This window comes from Mycobacterium sp. NPDC050441, from assembly GCF_040655355.1.
Taxonomy (GTDB): domain Bacteria; phylum Actinomycetota; class Actinomycetes; order Mycobacteriales; family Mycobacteriaceae; genus Mycobacterium.
In genome coordinates this window covers 575,254-591,477 of record NZ_JBFAJS010000002.1, presented here as the reverse complement: position 1 = coordinate 591,477, position 16,224 = coordinate 575,254, and the positions used below count along the sequence as shown (strand labels likewise).

Sequence of the window (16,224 nt, the reverse complement as noted above, 5' to 3'; positions counted from 1 at the left end):
CATCAGTATTCGATGTAGCGGACGACGTACGGGGTCATCCCGCTCGTGCGGACCGGGGAGACCTTGACCTCCGAACCCGTGTAGGGCGCTTCGAGCATCTGGCCGTTGCCGAGATAGAGCGTCACGTGCTGGCTGCCCCCGGGGCCGTAGAAGATGACGTCGCCGCGGCGCATCTGCGACGACGGGATCTTGCGGCCGGCGTTGTACTGCGAGCCCGAGTAGTGCGGCAACTTGATTCCGACGCCGGCGAAGGCGTAGAGGATCAGGCCCGAGCAGTCGAACCCGACCGTGTTGGCCCCCGAATCGATGCCGCGACTCGCACCGGCAGCGTTTCCACCGCCCCAGGAGTAGGGAACGCCCATCTGCGAGCCCGCCCGCTGGATCACATATTCGGATGCCTGCCGGCCGTACACCCGCGGGATGGCCCCGTTGGTGTAGCCGGTGGGCGTCGGCAGGATCCCGAGCTTCTGCAGGAACTGGCGGCCCATGTTCTGGGTGACCTGCGCCGACGTCGACGAGATGCCGAGAATGGTGTTGATGATGGCGACCGGGTCACCGCTGACGAATGCACTGGGGATCGCCGGCAGCGTGGGATCCCACGCGCTGTCCCAGTTCTGGCCGGCCTGCACCGGCGCGCCCGGGGCGCGATCCCAGTTGCCCGCCGCGGCCTGGGGGGCCGGCGCGGCGGGGGCGGCCGACGCCGATGCCTTGTGCACCTGATCGAGTTGGGTTTGGGCCGAGGCGCGTTCGGCGGTCAACCGCTGTAGCTCACCTTGCTGCGAGCTGAACGTCTGCTGCGCCGTCTGCAACGCCGCGACCGCAGTGTCCTGGCTCGTCTGGGCGTTGGTCGTGGCCTGATCGGCGTTGTGCTTGGCCAGGCGCGCGGCCGACTCCCGGTTGACCTGCTCGGTACGGGCGCGCTGCAGATCAGTGATCACCTTGTCGCTGCTGACGGCCAGGGTCTGACCAGTGGCGGCGGCGCTGACGATGTCGGCCGGGTCGGACGCGGTCACGTACGAACCGGAGGGGCCACTGACATAGGTGGCCGCGGCGAAGGTGTCGAAGCGCTTCTGCGCCTCATCGATGGCCGTGTTGGCGTCTTTGATGCCCTGTTGGCTGGCATCGACCTCCTGCTGCGCCGTGGTGGCCGCATCCCGGGCGTCCTGCACGTCGACGATGGCCTTGTTGACGGCCTCCTGCTGGGTCTGGATGGCAGCACCCAGTTCCTGCAGCTTCTGGTCGGCGTTGGCCACCGCGGCGACGAGCGATGCGACCTGATCAGGTGCCCCCGGATCAGCGACGGCCGGGACACCTCCCGACATCGCCGTGACCAACAGCATCCCGGCGGTCACCGGCACGGCCAAGAAACGGCCGTACAGCCGGGACGCAGAGGCGCCAACGGTGCGTCTCATTCGACTCAAGTCTCCTATGGCTCAACGACGGCGTACCGGCGTTTGCTCGGGGCCATTGCACAGAAGTCACATGAAGCACAACTGCAACAATGGCTACCGATTGCACCGTACGTCACATCTAGAACTAAAGAAACTTTAGTCACGAATTACAAGATTGTAATTGCGAATAGTGTGACCTATTAGTGATATTGAGCGCTATTCCGAACTAATGTTCGATGGATTTCCGGCGCCTACTCCGAAGCGGCGCTGGACGCCTCTGACCCGGCAAATTGTTTGCTGCGACGCTGCAGAACGCGCGTGAGAGCGGCGGCCCCCGCGACACCTAGAACCAGTGCGATCGTGAGCGCCGTCCAGGGGAAATCCGGGGTGGAAATCTCGCTGACGAAATTTTTCGCGGATAACACCGGATTACCGGTCTTGGCGACGTCCTGACCGGCCTCCAAAGTCACCCGATCGATCGTCGGACTGTAAGTACCGGCGAACGACGGGCTCAGCGCGAGCACCGTCGCACCCGGATTGGCCTGCCCGACCTCGGTGGCGACATCCCGCAGTGGGGTGTCGATGCCCGGATTACTCGGCAGCACCACGATCTTGAGGTCGACACCCTCCTGCCGGGCATCGCTGACCACCTGACGGAGGGCTTCGACGTCGGCGGCGGGGGCACTGACCCCGTCGTCGCGGACGTCGGCCTGCACGGCCGCCATGCACTTGGCCACCCCGTCGGGTTGCGCCGAATCGAGCCCTACGGTGTCGCACACCTCGACCGGAATGTAGGCCGGCTGGAACGGGATGACATGGGGTCCGGTCACGTCAGGCACGGTACGCGGCCCCCATCCGCCCCCGGGAAGCGACACAGGAATCGTCACCGCATCGGTACGCGGACGGATCAGACGGATCCACCCGACTGGGTGGCAACGAGCACCCGACAGGGGAAGACTGGACCCCGGCCCGCTGGGCCATGCAGGACAAGCGTACTGTTAACATCGGAACGCCGTCGACACAGCCCGTCGCGGCGAGATCGAGCCGGGAGTTGATGTGAGCAGCGAGAATACGGAAAATTCGTCCCTTAACTCATTTGGTGCCCGCGACACATTGACTGTCGGGGACCAGAACTACGAGATCTACCGACTGGACGCGGTACCCGGTACCGAAAAGCTCCCGTACAGCCTCAAGGTGCTCGCGGAGAACCTGTTGCGCACCGAGGACGGCGCCAACATCACCAAGGACCACATCGAGGCCATCGCCAACTGGGATCCCTCGGCCGAGCCGAGCGTCGAGATCCAGTTCACTCCGGCGCGGGTGTTGATGCAGGACTTCACCGGCGTGCCGTGCATCGTCGACCTGGCCACCATGCGCGAAGCCGTCGCGGCCCTCGGCGGCGACCCGGACCAGGTCAATCCTCTCTCTCCCGCGGAGATGGTGATCGACCACTCGGTGATCCTCGACGTCTTCGGCAACGCCGGCGCGTTCGAGCGCAACGTCGAACTCGAATACGAGCGCAATGGTGAGCGCTATCAGTTCCTGCGCTGGGGCCAGGGCGCGTTCGACGACTTCAAGGTCGTCCCGCCCGGCACCGGCATCGTGCACCAGGTCAACATCGAGTATCTGGCGCGGGTGATCTTCGAACGCAACGGCGTGGCCTACCCCGACACCTGTGTGGGCACCGACTCCCACACCACCATGCAAAACGGTTTGGGCGTGCTGGGCTGGGGCGTCGGCGGTATCGAGGCCGAGGCAGCCATGTTGGGCCAGCCCGTCTCGATGCTCATCCCCCGCGTCGTCGGCTTCAAGCTGACCGGTGAGATCAAGCCCGGCGTCACCGCCACCGACGTGGTGCTCACCGTCACCGACATGCTGCGCAAGCACGGTGTGGTCGGCAAGTTCGTCGAGTTCTACGGCAAGGGCGTGGCCGAGGTGCCGCTGGCCAACCGCGCCACGCTGGGCAACATGAGCCCCGAATTCGGTTCCACCGCAGCGATCTTCCCGATCGACGACGAGACCATCAACTACCTGCGGCTGACCGGGCGCAGCGAGCAGCAGCTGGCACTGGTCGAGGCCTACGCCAAGACGCAGGGCATGTGGCACAACGCCGACCACGAGCCGGCCTTCTCCGAGTACCTCGAGTTGGACCTGTCCACCGTGGTGCCCTCGATCTCGGGCCCGAAGCGCCCGCAGGACCGCATCGAGCTGTCCGATGCCAAGAACGCGTTCCGCAAGGACATCCACAACTACGTCGAGGAACACCTCCCGACCCCGGAGACCAAGCTCGACGAGGCCGTCGACGAGTCCTTCCCGGCCAGCGATTCCGTCTCGCTGTCCTTCGCCGACGACGGCGCCGTCGACGCCCGTCCGTCCGCTGCCAACGGTGCCGAGGGCCGGCCGTCCAAGCCGGTCACCGTGCGCTCCGACGAGCGCGGTGAATTCGTACTCGACCACGGCGCCGTCGTGGTCGCGGGCATCACCTCCTGCACCAACACCTCCAATCCGTCGGTCATGATCGGCGCGGCCCTGCTGGCGAAGAAGGCTGTCGAAAAGGGTCTGTCCAGCAAGCCGTGGGTGAAGACCAACATGGCGCCGGGGTCGCAGGTGGTCACCGACTACTACAACAAGGCCGGCCTGTGGCCGTACCTGGAGAAGCTGGGCTACTACCTGGGCGGCTACGGCTGCACCACATGCATCGGCAACACCGGCCCGCTGCCCGACGAGATCTCCAAGGCCATCAACGACAACGACCTGTCGGTGACCGCGGTGCTCTCGGGTAACCGCAACTTCGAGGGGCGCATCTCCCCCGACGTCAAGATGAACTACCTGGCCTCCCCGCCACTGGTCATCGCCTACGGCATCGCGGGCACCATGGACTTCGATTTCGAGTCCGACCCGCTGGGCCAGGATCAAGCCGGCAACGACGTCTTCCTCAAGGACATCTGGCCGACGGCCGCCGAAATCGAGGAGACCATCGCCAGCTCGATCAACCGCGAGATGTTCACCGACTCCTACGCCGACGTGTTCAAGGGTGACGACCGCTGGCGCGCGCTGCCGACCCCGGAGGGCAACACCTTCGAGTGGGTCGACAGCTCCACCTACGTGCGGAAGGCCCCGTACTTCGACGGCATGCCCGCCGAGCCGCAGCCGGTCAGCGACATCAAGGGCGCCAGAGTTCTTGCTCTGCTCGGTGATTCGGTGACCACCGACCACATCAGCCCGGCCGGTGCGATCAAGCCGGGCACCCCGGCCGCGCAGTACCTCGATGCCAATGGCGTTGAGCGCAAGGACTACAACTCGCTGGGGTCGCGGCGCGGCAATCACGAGGTGATGATCCGTGGCACCTTCGCCAACATCCGGCTCAAGAACCAGCTGCTCGATGATGTTTCCGGTGGCTACACGCGTGACTTCACCCAGCCGGGTGGCCCGCAGGCGTTCATCTACGACGCCTCGGTCAACTACAAGGAGGCCGGCATCCCGCTGGTCGTCCTGGGCGGCAAGGAATACGGCTCGGGCTCCTCGCGGGACTGGGCGGCCAAGGGCACGGTGCTGCTCGGCGTGAAGGCCGTCATCACCGAGTCCTTCGAACGCATCCACCGGTCGAACCTGATCGGCATGGGCGTCATCCCGCTGCAGTTCCCCGCCGGCGAATCGGCGGCGAGCCTCAAGCTCGACGGCACGGAGACCTACGACTTCGCCGGCATCGAGGTGCTCAACGAGGGCAAGACCCCGAAGACGGTCAAGGTCACCGCGACCCGCGAAGACGGCAGCAAGGTCGAATTCGACGCGGTCGTCCGCATCGACACCCCCGGTGAGGCCGACTACTACCGCAACGGCGGCATCCTGCAGTACGTGCTGCGCAACATGCTGAAGTCGAAGTAATCCCTATCAGACCGACCGAAGCAGGTAAGGGACTGCCGTGCCCCGGGTGACAGACGACCATCTCGCAGCCCGGCGCCGTCAGATTCTCGACGGCGCCCGGCGCTGCTTCGGTCAGTACGGATATGAGAGTGCGACCGTGCGGCGGCTCGAAGAAACCATCGGGCTGTCGCGCGGCGCAATCTTTCACCACTTCAAGGACAAGGACACCTTGTTCTTCGAACTGGCCAGGGAGGACGCCGAGCGGATGGCCGAAGTGGCCGCCCGCGAAGGGTTGATTCAGGTGATGCGGAACATGCTCGCCGCTCCCGAGCAGTTCGACTGGCTGGCCACCCGGCTGGAGATCGCCCGAAAGTTGCGCAACGATCCGGCTTTTCACCGGGGCTGGGCCGAACGGTCAGCCGAGTTGGATGCCGCCATCACCGAGCGTCTGCGCCGGCAGAAGCAGGCCGGTCGATTGCGCGACGACGTGCCGAGTGCGGTCCTGCACATCTACCTGGACCTCGTGCTCGACGGCCTGGTTGCCCGGATCGCCTCCGGTGAGGACCCGAAGAACCTCACCGCGGTGCTCGACCTGGTCGAGGACAGCGTCCGGCAGCCGACGCCGACGGATGGCTGAATCCCGCTACCGCACAGCGGTTGCGCTTGTCACGCCCTGGCCCGGGTGCGGTGATTGGGCCCACCGCGGCTGCGCATAGTCGTTCCAGACTCACGCAGCAGGCTATGGATCGAGCCGTAGGAGCGTCCGGTCTTGGCTACGAGCGATCGGATACTGGCACCCCCCTCGTACGCCTTGCGAAGCTCTGACAGCAGTTCGCCGCGATTCATGTTCATTTCCCTCATCGACATCTCCCCGCTTGTGATGTCCCGACGGGTACCCACACTAGAAACCACACACACGCCGATGTGTCGATTTGTCCAACGTCTTATATTGACGTGTTCGAAAGTGTGGTGGTTCTTGAGAATTCGCGGTCAGGCGAGCTCGATGAGATCCCGGTACTCGTTGGACCAGAAGTCCTCGGTACCGTCCGGCAGCAGCACCACCCGTTGCGGATTCAGCGCCTCGGCAGCACCGGGGTCGTGGGTCACCAGCACCACGGCACCCTGGTAACTGCGCAGCGCTTCGAGCACCTGCTCACGGGATGCCGGGTCGAGGTTGTTGGTGGGCTCGTCGAGCAACAGCACATTGGCCTTGGAGGCGACCAGCCCGGCCAGCGCCAGGCGAGTCTTCTCGCCGCCGGACAGCGTGCCGGCCGGCTGATCGAGCTGCGGTCCGGTGAACATGAAGGCACCGAGCAGACCGCGCAGATCCTGTTCGCCGGTGTCCGGGGCGGCGTGGCGGATGTTCTCCCACACCGACGCATGGTCGTCGAGCGTGTCGTGTTCCTGGGCGAAGTACCCCATCTTCAGCCCGTGGCCGGGTTCCAGGGCGCCGGCGTCGGCGGTCTCGGTGCCGGCCAGCAGGCGGAGCAGGGTGGTCTTGCCCGCACCGTTGAGCCCGAGCACCACCACCCGTGAGCCGCGGTCGATGGCCAGGTCGACGCCGGTGAAAATCTCCAGCGAGCCATAGGTCTTGGTCAGGCCCTTGACGACCAAGGGGGTCTTGCCGCACGGATCCGGAGTCGGAAACCTGATCTTGGCCACCTTGTCGGACACGCGCTCGGCGTCCAGCTCGGCGATCATCCGCTCGGCGCGGCGCAACATGTTCTGGGCCGCAACAGCTTTGGTGGCCTTGGCGCCCATCTTGGCGGCCTGGGCCCGCAATGCGCCGGCCTTCTTCTCGGCATTGGCGCGTTCACGGCGGCGACGTTGCTCATCGGTGGCGCGTGCGTCGAGGTACTTCTTCCAGCCCATGTTGTAGACATCGGCCTCACCGCGTACCGCGTCCAGGAACCAGACCCGGTTGACGACCTCGTCGAGCAACTCGACATCGTGGCTGATGACGACGAGTCCACCGGTATGGCTGTGCAGGTAATCCCGCAGCCAGCCGATCGAGTCCGCGTCGAGGTGGTTGGTGGGTTCGTCGAGCAGCAACGTGGTGTCAGATCCCGAACCGGTGTCGCTTGCCGCGAACAGGATGCGGGCCAGCTCGACGCGCCGACGCTGACCACCGGAGAGCGTGCGCAGCGGCTGTGTCAGCACCCGATCGGGCAGGCCCAGGCTCGCGCAGATCCGGCCGGCCTCGCTCTCGGCGGCGTACCCGCCCAGGGCCGAGAAGCGCTCCTCGAGCTGACCGTACTTGCGGACCGCCTTGTCGCGAGCCGCGTCGTCGGCGACCTCGGCCATCAAGACCTGCTGCTTCTCGAGGTCCGCCAGCAGCGTGTCGAGACCGCGGGCGGACAGCACCCGGTCACGGGCCATGACGTCGAGATCCCCTTCTTTGGGATCCTGTGGCAGGTAACCGATTTCACCGGTCGTGGTCACAGTTCCGGCGTACGGCTCGCCCTCGCCGGCCAGAATTCGCATCGTGGTGGTCTTGCCTGCGCCGTTCCGCCCGACAAGTCCGATCCGGTCACCGGGCTGCACCCGCAGTGCCGAGCCCTCGAAGGACAGCAGCGTGCGCGCTCCGGCGCGGACCTCCAGGTCCGTTGCGGTGATCACGCTGCGGTCCTCCTAAGTTTGTGTCTTACTTCTCGTCGGTGAAAACGGCGGGACGCTTCTCTGCGCGCGCAGCAACCGCTTCCTCAAAGTTTGCGGTGAGCAGGCGCACAAAGAGTTGTCCCAGGCCCTCGGCCTGCATGTGCCCCTCCAGGCTAGCGGCGTCCAGTCCACTCCAAAGTGTCCGCTTGGTCAACTCGATACCCGGCCGGGAGAACGCCGCCATCCGGTCCGCCATGCCGAAACAGGTCTCCAGAAGTGCCTCCTCGGCCACCACGCTGGACACCAGGCCGATCCGCGCTGCCTCCTGCGCGTCGACGTCCCGGCCGGTCAGCATGATCTCGAAGGCGCGTGAGGAGCCGATCGCCCGCGGCAGCAGGTAGGACAAGCCCAGCTCACTGGCGGTAAGCCCGTTGTTGATGCCCGCGGCGCGGAAATAGGCGCCCTCGGCAGCCACGCGGACGTCACAGGCCAGGGCCAGGCAGAGGCCGCCCCCGATGGCCGCACCGTTGACCGCGGCGATCACCGGCTGATGCAGCCGCCGTAGGGCGAGAATCACATCGTCGAGGATCTCCATCGACCGCAGCGCATACGTCGGCCTGGTCAGACCGGCGACGTGCGGCACCGACCCGGCCGACTTGTGGTCGGCCCCGGACGAGAACCCCCGACCGGCCCCGGTCAGCACCACCACGCGCACGCTGTTGTCGTACCGCAGCTCTTCCAGGACGGCCTTGAGCGGGACCATGACGTCGAACGCCATCGAGTTCATCCGCTCGGGCCGGTTGAGGGTCACCAGGGCCACGTTCGGTCGGGGACGGTCGACCAGTACGAATTCGTTCTGCGCAGTCACGGACAGCACGCTATCGCGTGCCGGTGATCACACTTGTTCGGCGTCGTCCTGAGCGGCCTGCTCTTTCATGGCCGCGTCGATGTCGAACTCCTTGATCTTCTGAACCAGATCCTCGAGCGCCGCCGGCGGCAGCACCCCGGCCTGGTTGAAGACCAACTTGCCCTTCTTGAAGGCCATCAGGGTAGGAATCGACCGGATCTCGGCTGCGGCAGCGAGCCCCTGCTCGGCCTCGGTGTCCACCTTGGCGAAGACAACATCGGGGTGGTTCTCGGAGGCGGCCTTGAATGTCGGCGCGAACGCCCGGCACGGTCCGCACCACGACGCCCAGAAATCGACCAGCACGATTTCGTTGCCTTTGACGATGTCGTCGAACTGTTCTGTGGTGATGTCCTGCGTACTCACGCTTTTCCTAACGTCGGGGCGTAGCGGCCTGTTCCCAGCCTATTTCAGTAGAGCCTGGCCAGCGCAGTTTCGGCGTGGTAGCCGGCGAACCCGCCCAGCGCGTCGTCGCGCAACCGGTTCACCCATCCCGGATCGGCCAGCAAGGCCCGACCGATCGCCACGATGTCGAACTCTTCTGCCTCGAACTGCGCCAGCAGCCGGTCGACCGGGGCCGGCTCGATGGGGCCACCGTCTCGCTTTCCGGGTTGGAACTCGGTGGCCAACCCGACCGAGCCGACCCCGATCACCGGCACGCCGGTGATCTTCTTGGTCCAGCCGGCCAAGCTCAGATCTGAACCCGGGAACGCGGGTACATAGACGCGGCGAGTCGACGGATGCAGCACGTCGACGCCCGCGCCTACCAGCGGGGCGAGCGCCTGCTCCAACTCACCCGGGGTCCCGACGAGTTGTGCGTCGTAGGCATTGGCCTTCCACTGCGAGAAGCGGTAGATGATCGGGAACCCGGGTCCGACGGCATCGCGCACCGCCGCTACGACCTCGACCGGGAAGCGGGTCCGCGCCGCCAGGGAGCCACCGTAGGAATCTGTGCGCAGATTCGTTTTCTCCCAAAGGAATTCGTCGAGCAGATAACCGTGGGCGCCATGCAGTTCGACAGCGTCGAACCCGGCAGCCTTGGCATTACGGGCGGCCTCGGCGAACTGCGCTGCGACCCCGGCCAATTCATCGGTTCGCAACGCCCGGCCTTTCGCCACGCCCACACTGTTGACTCCCGACGGGCTGACCGGGACCAGCCCGTCACTATCAGCACGCTCGGCGCCCTGATGCCACAGTTGTGCGGCGATCACGCCGCCTTGGGCGTGCACCGCGTCGGTGACGGCCCGCCAGCCGTCAAGTACCTCATTGCCGGCCAGCGTCGGGATGCTGAACGGCCAGCCCGCAACGGGGTCGGCCAACCGCACACCCTCGGTGATGATCAGGCCGACGCCACCGGCTGCACGACGGGCGTAGTAGGCCGCCACGTCGGCGCCGGGCACACCGCCCGGTGACGCCGCTCTTGTCATCGGTGCCATCGCGAAGCGATTCGGGATCGTCAGAGATCCGACGGTGATTGGGCTGAACAGGTCACGGAGAGTTTGGCTCACGTGTGCGTCAACGCCCGGTAGGACGGGTCGATTCCGATTTACTCGGCGCGAGTTTGGGGGCCACGCGCTGAACCTGTCGAAGCTGTGCGAGGTCAGCAGCCGTAGCCATCGGAACCGTCACCGACGTCCTGATACAGCCAAAATTCGTCGAGGGTCGGCGTAGACTCGAACATGTGTTCGATTCCGATTCCGATGCGGCGGTCCTGATCGACAGGATCAGTGGTGCGGCGCGGGCGGAGTCGGCGGCGATCGCGGCACGGCTTTCGGCGATCGGTGAGCTGGACACGTTGCGGGAACGGGAGCTGGCCGAGTCGATCTTTTGGCGCACCGATCCGTTCGAGGAGGTGGCCGCCGAAATATCGGCCGCACTGCGGATCAGCCGGGGCCGGGCCGGCACGCAGATCCACCATGCCCGGGTCCTGCGCGACAAACTGCCCCTGGTCGCGGCGCGGTTCGCTGCCGGGGATATCGACTACCGGGTGGTGCGCATGATCATCGCCCGCACCGGCATCGTCGATCCCGCGGTGTGGGCGGGGTTGGATGAAGAACTGGCCACCCGCGCCCACAAATGGATGCGGTTCTCCGAACGACAGTTGCGCGACCGGGTGGATCAATGGATCGCCAAACTCGACCCGAACGGGGTGCGGGTACCGCCGAATGTGGACGATGAGCGGTTCGTTCAGATCGAACCGAGCAGCCCGGGTATGACCTCGGTGTGGGCCAACGTCCACGCCGCCGACGGTGTGGCGCTGAGCCAGCGTCTGGATGCGGTGGCCAACACCGTGTGTGAACACGATCCCCGGACCCGTGAGCAGCGCCGCGCTGATGCTGTCGGGCCGGTGGCCCGGCTGGAATCGCAACTGCCGTGCCTGTGCGGACGCGACGAGTGCCCGGCCACACAGAACCGTGCCGCGGCCGATGCGGCGATGGTTCACGTGTTGGCTGAGCGGGCCACCGTGGACGGCACCTGCGATGATCCGGGGTATCTGGCCGGCCATGGGATCCTGCCCGCCGAGTCGGTGCGGGACCTGGCCGCTATGGGCAAGATCAAGCCGGTGGTGGTGCCCAGCCAGCCGACCGAACCCAGCGAGCCTGCTGAGTCGGGCGATCCCGGCGACCTGGCCCCGCCGGCCGCCTCTGATTCGGCCAATTCTGAACCGGGGTACCGCCCGTCGGTGGCACTGTCGGAGTTCATCCGCTGGCGGGACCTGACGTGCCGGTTCCCGGGCTGTGATGCCCCCGCCGAACGCTGCGATATCGACCACACCGCACCCTGGCCCGCGGGGCCGACGCATCCGTCGAACACCAAATTGTTTTGCCGTGCACATCATTTGGTGAAAACTTTCTGCCCCGGCTGGACCGACCGCCAACTACCCGACGGCAGCGTTGAGGTCCAGACCCCCACCGGGCACACCTACACCACCGAACCCCACGGCGCCGGCATATTCCCGACCCTGGGCCAACCCACCGGGGACTTGAAGCTCCCCGAACCCGAAGCCCCGCATCCGAATCGCGGCGCGAAGATGCCCACCCGCCGCAAGACCCGCGAACAAGACAGCCAGGAGCGGATCGCCGAGGAACGGCGCTTCCGCGCCGAACTCAACGCCGACCTCGAATTCGAACGCGACTACCAAGCCTGGCTCGCCGAAGAGTACGGGCCGCCACCACCCTTCTGACCTGAACGCTGTTGTGCCGCTCGGTTCGGCGGGAAGGTCCGCGCACCCCCGAGCGGCAACAACGTCACGACGCGAGATCGCGTTGATGTGGTCGTCCGGATTCGAACCGCCATATGGCGTGATCGAGCGCGAACGCATCCCAGCCCGCGGATGCGGCCACCTCACACACCATCTCAGCTGCACGCTCGGCACTGACCGTGCCGATGTGGCGCGCCACATACTCCGTCACCACACGGCCGGCCCTCGCCCCGGGGATCTGTGTGAGCTTGAGGGCGTACTCCCAGGTGACGCCCGACCGCTGCCCGGGCACCGCGCACCACGCCTCCATGACCTGCTTCCGACGGCCGTCCCCCTCAGCCACGGCACGCAGGTCTGCGGACGTGCGAACACCCAGTGCGACAAGCGCTTCCGCAACCTATTCGACGGCAACCGACTTCAACGGCGCGTTCGCCGTCGTCGAAGTCGGCCGACGGTTCCCGATCCGCGTCGCCCATGAGTCAGACCCGCCCAACTCGGCGATGTTCTGCAGGAGTTCGACGGCGCCATCGGTGTCGGCGTCCGCGCCCTGCGCCGCCCGGTAGCCGCGGTACCGGGCGATGATTTTCTCCACGCCGGCATACTGCGCCCCGGTCGAGTAGATCGAATCAATCACGCACAGCGCCAATGATTTCGGGTACCCGCGCGGACTGAACCAGCGCTGCGGATCACCAAGATCTCGCAGGCATGCTTCGTGCAATTTTTCGACATCCGAGTGCATCGCAATTCCTTCCGGCTGTTCGGGAGCCCCATCGGTTCCCGATGCGCTGGAAGCTAGCGAGGCCGCCCGACAGAAACCGGCCAGAATCTATGCAGCGGCGAAGTTATCCACAGGCCTGCCGGACATTGGCCAGCAACTGGGCCTGGCGCTTGGGCCACCAGACCAACTCCATGACCAGCACCACCAAGTAGACGACCGACACCACCGCATTGCCGACCGATCCGAATGCCGCGTCCCACAACGCACTCGCCACCGCGACGATGAGCACCAATGGCAAGAGCCAGCGAAACGGGCGGGCCGCCTCGGCGGCCTCGTGCACTCCCCGGCCATAGTCGCGGGCGGCATCGACCAATCGCGGATCATCGATCCGTTCACCGATGCGGGCCGCGCCTACCACCGCCACCCGGTCGGCCCCATTCAGCTGTCTCGCCATGGGCCAGTACCGAGCCATGCGCCGCGCCATCCAGACGCCGTAGAACGTGCCCACGATGACGAGCACCAGCACGCCGGAGAGCCAGAACCCGGAGTCCAGCCAGGAGAGCACACCCAGCACCAAGCCCACGCTGCCGCCGATCATCAGTGCTCGGCCCCAGAAGCCGCTGCGCCAGACGAACGCCGGGACCGTCACCATGAACACATACGGTATCCCGCGTCAGCAGGTAACTACGTGATCGACAGCACCGACATCAGCGGGTGAACTCAGACGGTGAAACCGAGCGCCCGCAGTTGCTCGCGGCCGTCGTCGGTGATCTTGTCCGGGCCCCACGGCGGGTTCCAGACCCAGTTGATCTTGATCTCATTGACCAGACCCGCCCCCACAAGCGCGGTGCGCGACTGATCCTCGATCACGTCGGTCAGCGGGCAGGCCGCCGAGGTGAGCGTCATGTCGATCAGTGCTACCGCACCCTCGTCGCCCTGCTCGACGTTGAGTCCGTACACCAGACCAAGGTCGACCACGTTGATGCCGAGCTCGGGATCCACCACGTCACGCATGGCCTCCTCGAGGTCGGCGAGCAGTTCGTCGGAAGCGGTCTCGCTCATCGCTGTTCCTTCACGTCATCGCTGGCCTGCACCAGCGCATCTTTGAATGCCATCCAGCCCAGCAACGCGCACTTCACCCGCGCCGGGTATTTCGCGACGCCGGCGAACGCGATGCCGTCACCGAGTACATCTTCGTCCCCCTCCACGTTTCCGCGTGAGGAAATCATCTCGGTGAAGGCCTCGACCGTCTTGAGGGCATCGCCGACGCTCTGGCCGATGACCTGGTCGGTGAGCACCGAGGTGGCGGCCTGGCTGATCGAACAGCCCTGCCCGTCATAGGAGATGTCCGCCACCGTCTCGGCGTCGTCGGAGAGCGTGACCCGCAGCGTCACCTCGTCACCACAGGTCGGGTTGACGTGGTGCACCTCGGCGGCGAAGGGCTCGCGCAGTCCGCGGTGATGCGGATGCTTGTAATGATCCAGGATCACTTCCTGGTACATCTGTTCCATTTTCACGCGAAGAACTCCACGGCGCGTTTGATGCCGGCCACCAGTCGGTCCACCTCGTCGAGCGTGTTGTACACCGCGAACGACGCCCGAGCGGTGGCGGCGATCCCGAAGCGGCGATGCAGCGGCCAGGCGCAATGGTGTCCGACGCGGACCGCGACGCCCTCGTCGTCGAGCACCTGCCCGACGTCGTGGGCGTGGATCCCGTCGACGACGAAACTGACCGGCGATCCGCGATGTTCGATCGATTGCGGCCCGATGATCCGCACCTGCGGAATTCCGGACAACCCTTCCAGCGCAGCCGCGACCAACTCGGCCTCATGCGCCTCGACCGCGTCCATCCCGATCGCAGTCAAATACCGTGCGGCAGCAGCCAATCCGACAACCTGCGAGGTCATCGGCGTGCCGGCCTCAAACCGCTGCGGGGCCGGCGCGTAGGTGGTCTGCTCCATCGTGACGGTCTCGATCATGGACCCGCCGGTGATGAAGGGCGGCATCGCATTCAGCAGGTCCCGCCGGCCGTACAGCACGCCGATCCCGGTGGGCCCCAGCATCTTGTGACCGGAGAACGCCGCGAAATCGACATCGAGCGCGTGCAAATCAACCGGCTGATGCGGCACCGACTGGCAGGCATCCAGCACAGTGAGCGCACCAACAGCCTTGGCCCGCGACACCAGCTCGGCCACCGGCGCGACCGCACCCGTGACGTTCGAATGATGGCTGAAGGCCACCACTTTCACCCGCTCGTCGAGCTGCAGCGAGTCCAGGTCGATGCGGCCGTCCTCGGTCACGCCATACCACCGAAGCGTCGCACCGGTCCGCTGAGCCAACTCCTGCCACGGAATCAGGTTCGCGTGGTGTTCCAGCTCGGTGGTGACGATGACGTCACCCGGGCCGACCACACGGTCGAAGCGCTTGTCCCCCAGCACATACGACACCAGGTTCAGCGACTCGGTGGCGTTCTTGGTGAACACCAACTCGTCGGGCTCGGCACCGACGAACACGGCGATGTCCGCACGGCCCTGCTCGTAGGCGTCGGTGGCCTCTTCCATCAGCTGGTGTGCACCGCGGTGCACCGCACCGTTGGAAGTGGTGAGGAACTCCCGTTCGGCGTCGAGAACCTGAAGCGGCTTCTGCGACGTCGCCCCGGAATCCAGGTACGCCAACTGCTTTCCACCGCGCATGACCCGGCTCAGAATCGGGAAATCAGCCCTGATCCTGGCCAACCCGGCTTGGTCCAACGTCGTCGCCGAGGTCGTCATGTCAGGCCCCGACAGCTTGGGTGAAGCGCACGTATCCGTTCTCTTCGAGCTCGTCGGCGAGTTCCGGCCCGCCCGATTCCACGATGCGGCCGCCGACGAACACGTGCACGAACTGCGGACGGATGTAGCGCAGGATGCGGGTGTAGTGCGTGATCAGCAGGACGCCGCCGTGCTCGGCCTCGGCGTAGCGGTTGACGCCCTCGCTCACGATGCGCAGCGCATCGACGTCCAGGCCCGAGTCGGTCTCGTCGAGGATCGCGATCTTCGGCTTGAGCAGCCCGAGCTGCAGGATCTCATGGCGCTTCTTCTCGCCACCGGAGAATCCCTCGTTGACGCTTCGCTCACCGAACGCCGGGTCGATGTCCAGATCGTCCATCGCGGCCTTGACTTCCTTGACCCAGTGGCGCAGCTTCGGAGCCTCGCCGCGGACCGCGGTGGCCGCGGTGCGCAGGAAGTTCGACATCGACACGCCGGGCACCTCGACCGGGTACTGCATGGCCAGGAAGAGACCCGCGCGCGCCCGCTCGTCGATGCTCATCTCGAGGACGTCCTGCCCGTCGAGGGTGATCGAACCGGAGGTGACGGTGTACTTGGGGTGGCCGGCGATCGCATAGGACAGCGTCGACTTCCCGGAGCCGTTGGGGCCCATCACCGCGTGCGTCTCCCCCGACTTCACGGTGAGATCGACACCCTTGAGGATCGGGATCTCGGTGTTCTCAGCGCCTTCGGCGGCGTTCACCGAGACGTGCAGGTCCTTGATTTCCAGAGTGGTCATGA

General features: G+C 65.9%; 17 protein-coding genes. 3 read left to right on the top strand and 14 right to left on the bottom strand.

What is annotated here, in order from left to right; genetic code table 11:
- Nucleotides 1-2: 2 nt before the first annotated feature.
- Nucleotides 3-1,412: an NlpC/P60 family peptidoglycan endopeptidase RipA gene (ripA, locus tag AB0I14_RS07925; protein ID WP_358018393.1), complete on the bottom strand. Its 1,410-nt coding sequence runs from the start codon at nt 1,410-1,412 to the stop codon at nt 3-5.
- A 230-nt stretch (nt 1,413-1,642) separates the two neighbouring features.
- Nucleotides 1,643-2,221, bottom strand: coding sequence for a DUF6676 family protein (locus tag AB0I14_RS07920; RefSeq protein ID WP_358018390.1), 579 nt, complete (start codon nt 2,219-2,221; stop codon nt 1,643-1,645).
- Between the two features lie 226 nt (nt 2,222-2,447).
- Between AB0I14_RS07920 and acnA the strand changes: the two genes are divergently transcribed.
- Together acnA and AB0I14_RS07910 are read left to right on the top strand one after the other, a co-directional pair.
- A complete protein-coding gene (acnA, locus tag AB0I14_RS07915; RefSeq protein WP_358018387.1) occupies nt 2,448-5,276 on the top strand; it encodes an aconitate hydratase AcnA in 2,829 nt (942 codons plus the stop codon).
- A gap of 37 nt (nt 5,277-5,313) precedes the next feature.
- On the top strand, nt 5,314-5,892 hold the full coding sequence (locus AB0I14_RS07910; RefSeq protein WP_358018384.1) for a helix-turn-helix domain-containing protein: 579 nt from the start codon (nt 5,314-5,316) through the stop codon (nt 5,890-5,892).
- A gap of 29 nt (nt 5,893-5,921) precedes the next feature.
- On the opposite strand, the gene AB0I14_RS07905 is transcribed toward AB0I14_RS07910, so the two are convergent.
- From AB0I14_RS07905 to AB0I14_RS07885, 5 genes are all read right to left on the bottom strand, one after another.
- Nucleotides 5,922-6,116, bottom strand: coding sequence for a helix-turn-helix domain-containing protein (locus tag AB0I14_RS07905; protein WP_358018380.1), 195 nt, complete (start codon nt 6,114-6,116; stop codon nt 5,922-5,924).
- A 129-nt stretch (nt 6,117-6,245) separates the two neighbouring features.
- Complete coding sequence (locus AB0I14_RS07900) at nt 6,246-7,874, bottom strand: ABC-F family ATP-binding cassette domain-containing protein (protein WP_358018377.1); 1,629 nt, start codon at nt 7,872-7,874, stop codon at nt 6,246-6,248.
- Nucleotides 7,875-7,899: 25 nt separating this feature from the next.
- A complete protein-coding gene (locus AB0I14_RS07895) occupies nt 7,900-8,730 on the bottom strand; it encodes an enoyl-CoA hydratase (RefSeq protein WP_358018375.1) in 831 nt (276 codons plus the stop codon).
- An 18-nt stretch (nt 8,731-8,748) separates the two neighbouring features.
- Nucleotides 8,749-9,123: a thioredoxin gene (trxA, locus tag AB0I14_RS07890; RefSeq protein ID WP_358018372.1), complete on the bottom strand. Its 375-nt coding sequence runs from the start codon at nt 9,121-9,123 to the stop codon at nt 8,749-8,751.
- Nucleotides 9,124-9,167: 44 nt separating this feature from the next.
- Nucleotides 9,168-10,265: a 12-oxophytodienoate reductase gene (locus AB0I14_RS07885; protein WP_358018369.1), complete on the bottom strand. Its 1,098-nt coding sequence runs from the start codon at nt 10,263-10,265 to the stop codon at nt 9,168-9,170.
- A gap of 173 nt (nt 10,266-10,438) precedes the next feature.
- On the opposite strand from AB0I14_RS07885, the gene AB0I14_RS07880 reads away from it, so the two are divergent.
- Nucleotides 10,439-11,941 carry an HNH endonuclease signature motif containing protein gene (locus tag AB0I14_RS07880; RefSeq protein ID WP_358018366.1) on the top strand — a complete coding sequence of 501 codons (1,503 nt, stop codon included), beginning with the start codon at nt 10,439-10,441 and terminating at the stop codon, nt 11,939-11,941.
- Between the two features lie 64 nt (nt 11,942-12,005).
- On the opposite strand, the gene AB0I14_RS07875 is transcribed toward AB0I14_RS07880, so the two are convergent.
- The 7 genes from AB0I14_RS07875 to sufC form a co-directional block, all read right to left on the bottom strand.
- The gene (locus tag AB0I14_RS07875) at nt 12,006-12,302 is read right to left on the bottom strand and encodes a hypothetical protein (protein ID WP_358018363.1); all 297 of its coding nucleotides are present in this window, start codon (nt 12,300-12,302) and stop codon (nt 12,006-12,008) included.
- Between the two features lie 54 nt (nt 12,303-12,356).
- The gene (locus AB0I14_RS07870; protein ID WP_358018359.1) at nt 12,357-12,698 is read right to left on the bottom strand and encodes a hypothetical protein; all 342 of its coding nucleotides are present in this window, start codon (nt 12,696-12,698) and stop codon (nt 12,357-12,359) included.
- 103 nt (nt 12,699-12,801) lie between these two features.
- Nucleotides 12,802-13,329, bottom strand: a complete 528-nt coding sequence (locus AB0I14_RS07865; protein WP_358018356.1) for a hypothetical protein — start codon at nt 13,327-13,329, stop codon at nt 12,802-12,804.
- Nucleotides 13,330-13,397: 68 nt separating this feature from the next.
- A complete protein-coding gene (locus AB0I14_RS07860) occupies nt 13,398-13,739 on the bottom strand; it encodes a metal-sulfur cluster assembly factor (protein WP_358018353.1) in 342 nt (113 codons plus the stop codon).
- Nucleotides 13,736-14,188, bottom strand: coding sequence for a Fe-S cluster assembly sulfur transfer protein SufU (sufU, locus tag AB0I14_RS07855; protein ID WP_358019043.1), 453 nt, complete (start codon nt 14,186-14,188; stop codon nt 13,736-13,738). The genes AB0I14_RS07860 and sufU overlap by 4 nt, the downstream gene beginning before the upstream one ends.
- Nucleotides 14,189-14,190: 2 nt before the next feature.
- Nucleotides 14,191-15,447 carry a cysteine desulfurase gene (locus AB0I14_RS07850; protein ID WP_358018350.1) on the bottom strand — a complete coding sequence of 419 codons (1,257 nt, stop codon included), beginning with the start codon at nt 15,445-15,447 and terminating at the stop codon, nt 14,191-14,193.
- A 1-nt stretch (nt 15,448) separates the two neighbouring features.
- A complete protein-coding gene (sufC, locus tag AB0I14_RS07845) occupies nt 15,449-16,222 on the bottom strand; it encodes a Fe-S cluster assembly ATPase SufC (protein WP_358018347.1) in 774 nt (257 codons plus the stop codon).
- Nucleotides 16,223-16,224 lie beyond the last annotated feature (2 nt).

Bases quoted from the DNA above. Each gene is read 5' to 3' on its own strand.
- ripA (WP_358018393.1), bottom strand. From the start codon at position 1,412: ATGAGACGCACCGTTGGCGCCTCTGCGTCCCGGCTGTACGGCCGTTTC.
- AB0I14_RS07905 (WP_358018380.1), bottom strand. From the start codon at position 6,116: ATGAGGGAAATGAACATGAATCGCGGCGAACTGCTGTCAGAGCTTCGC.
- AB0I14_RS07870 (WP_358018359.1), bottom strand. From the start codon at position 12,698: ATGCACTCGGATGTCGAAAAATTGCACGAAGCATGCCTGCGAGATCTT.
- AB0I14_RS07865 (WP_358018356.1), bottom strand. From the start codon at position 13,329: ATGGTGACGGTCCCGGCGTTCGTCTGGCGCAGCGGCTTCTGGGGCCGA.
- AB0I14_RS07860 (WP_358018353.1), bottom strand. From the start codon at position 13,739: ATGAGCGAGACCGCTTCCGACGAACTGCTCGCCGACCTCGAGGAGGCC.
- sufU (WP_358019043.1), bottom strand. From the start codon at position 14,188: ATGGAACAGATGTACCAGGAAGTGATCCTGGATCATTACAAGCATCCG.
- AB0I14_RS07850 (WP_358018350.1), bottom strand. From the start codon at position 15,447: ATGACGACCTCGGCGACGACGTTGGACCAAGCCGGGTTGGCCAGGATC.
- sufC (WP_358018347.1), bottom strand. From the start codon at position 16,222: ATGACCACTCTGGAAATCAAGGACCTGCACGTCTCGGTGAACGCCGCC.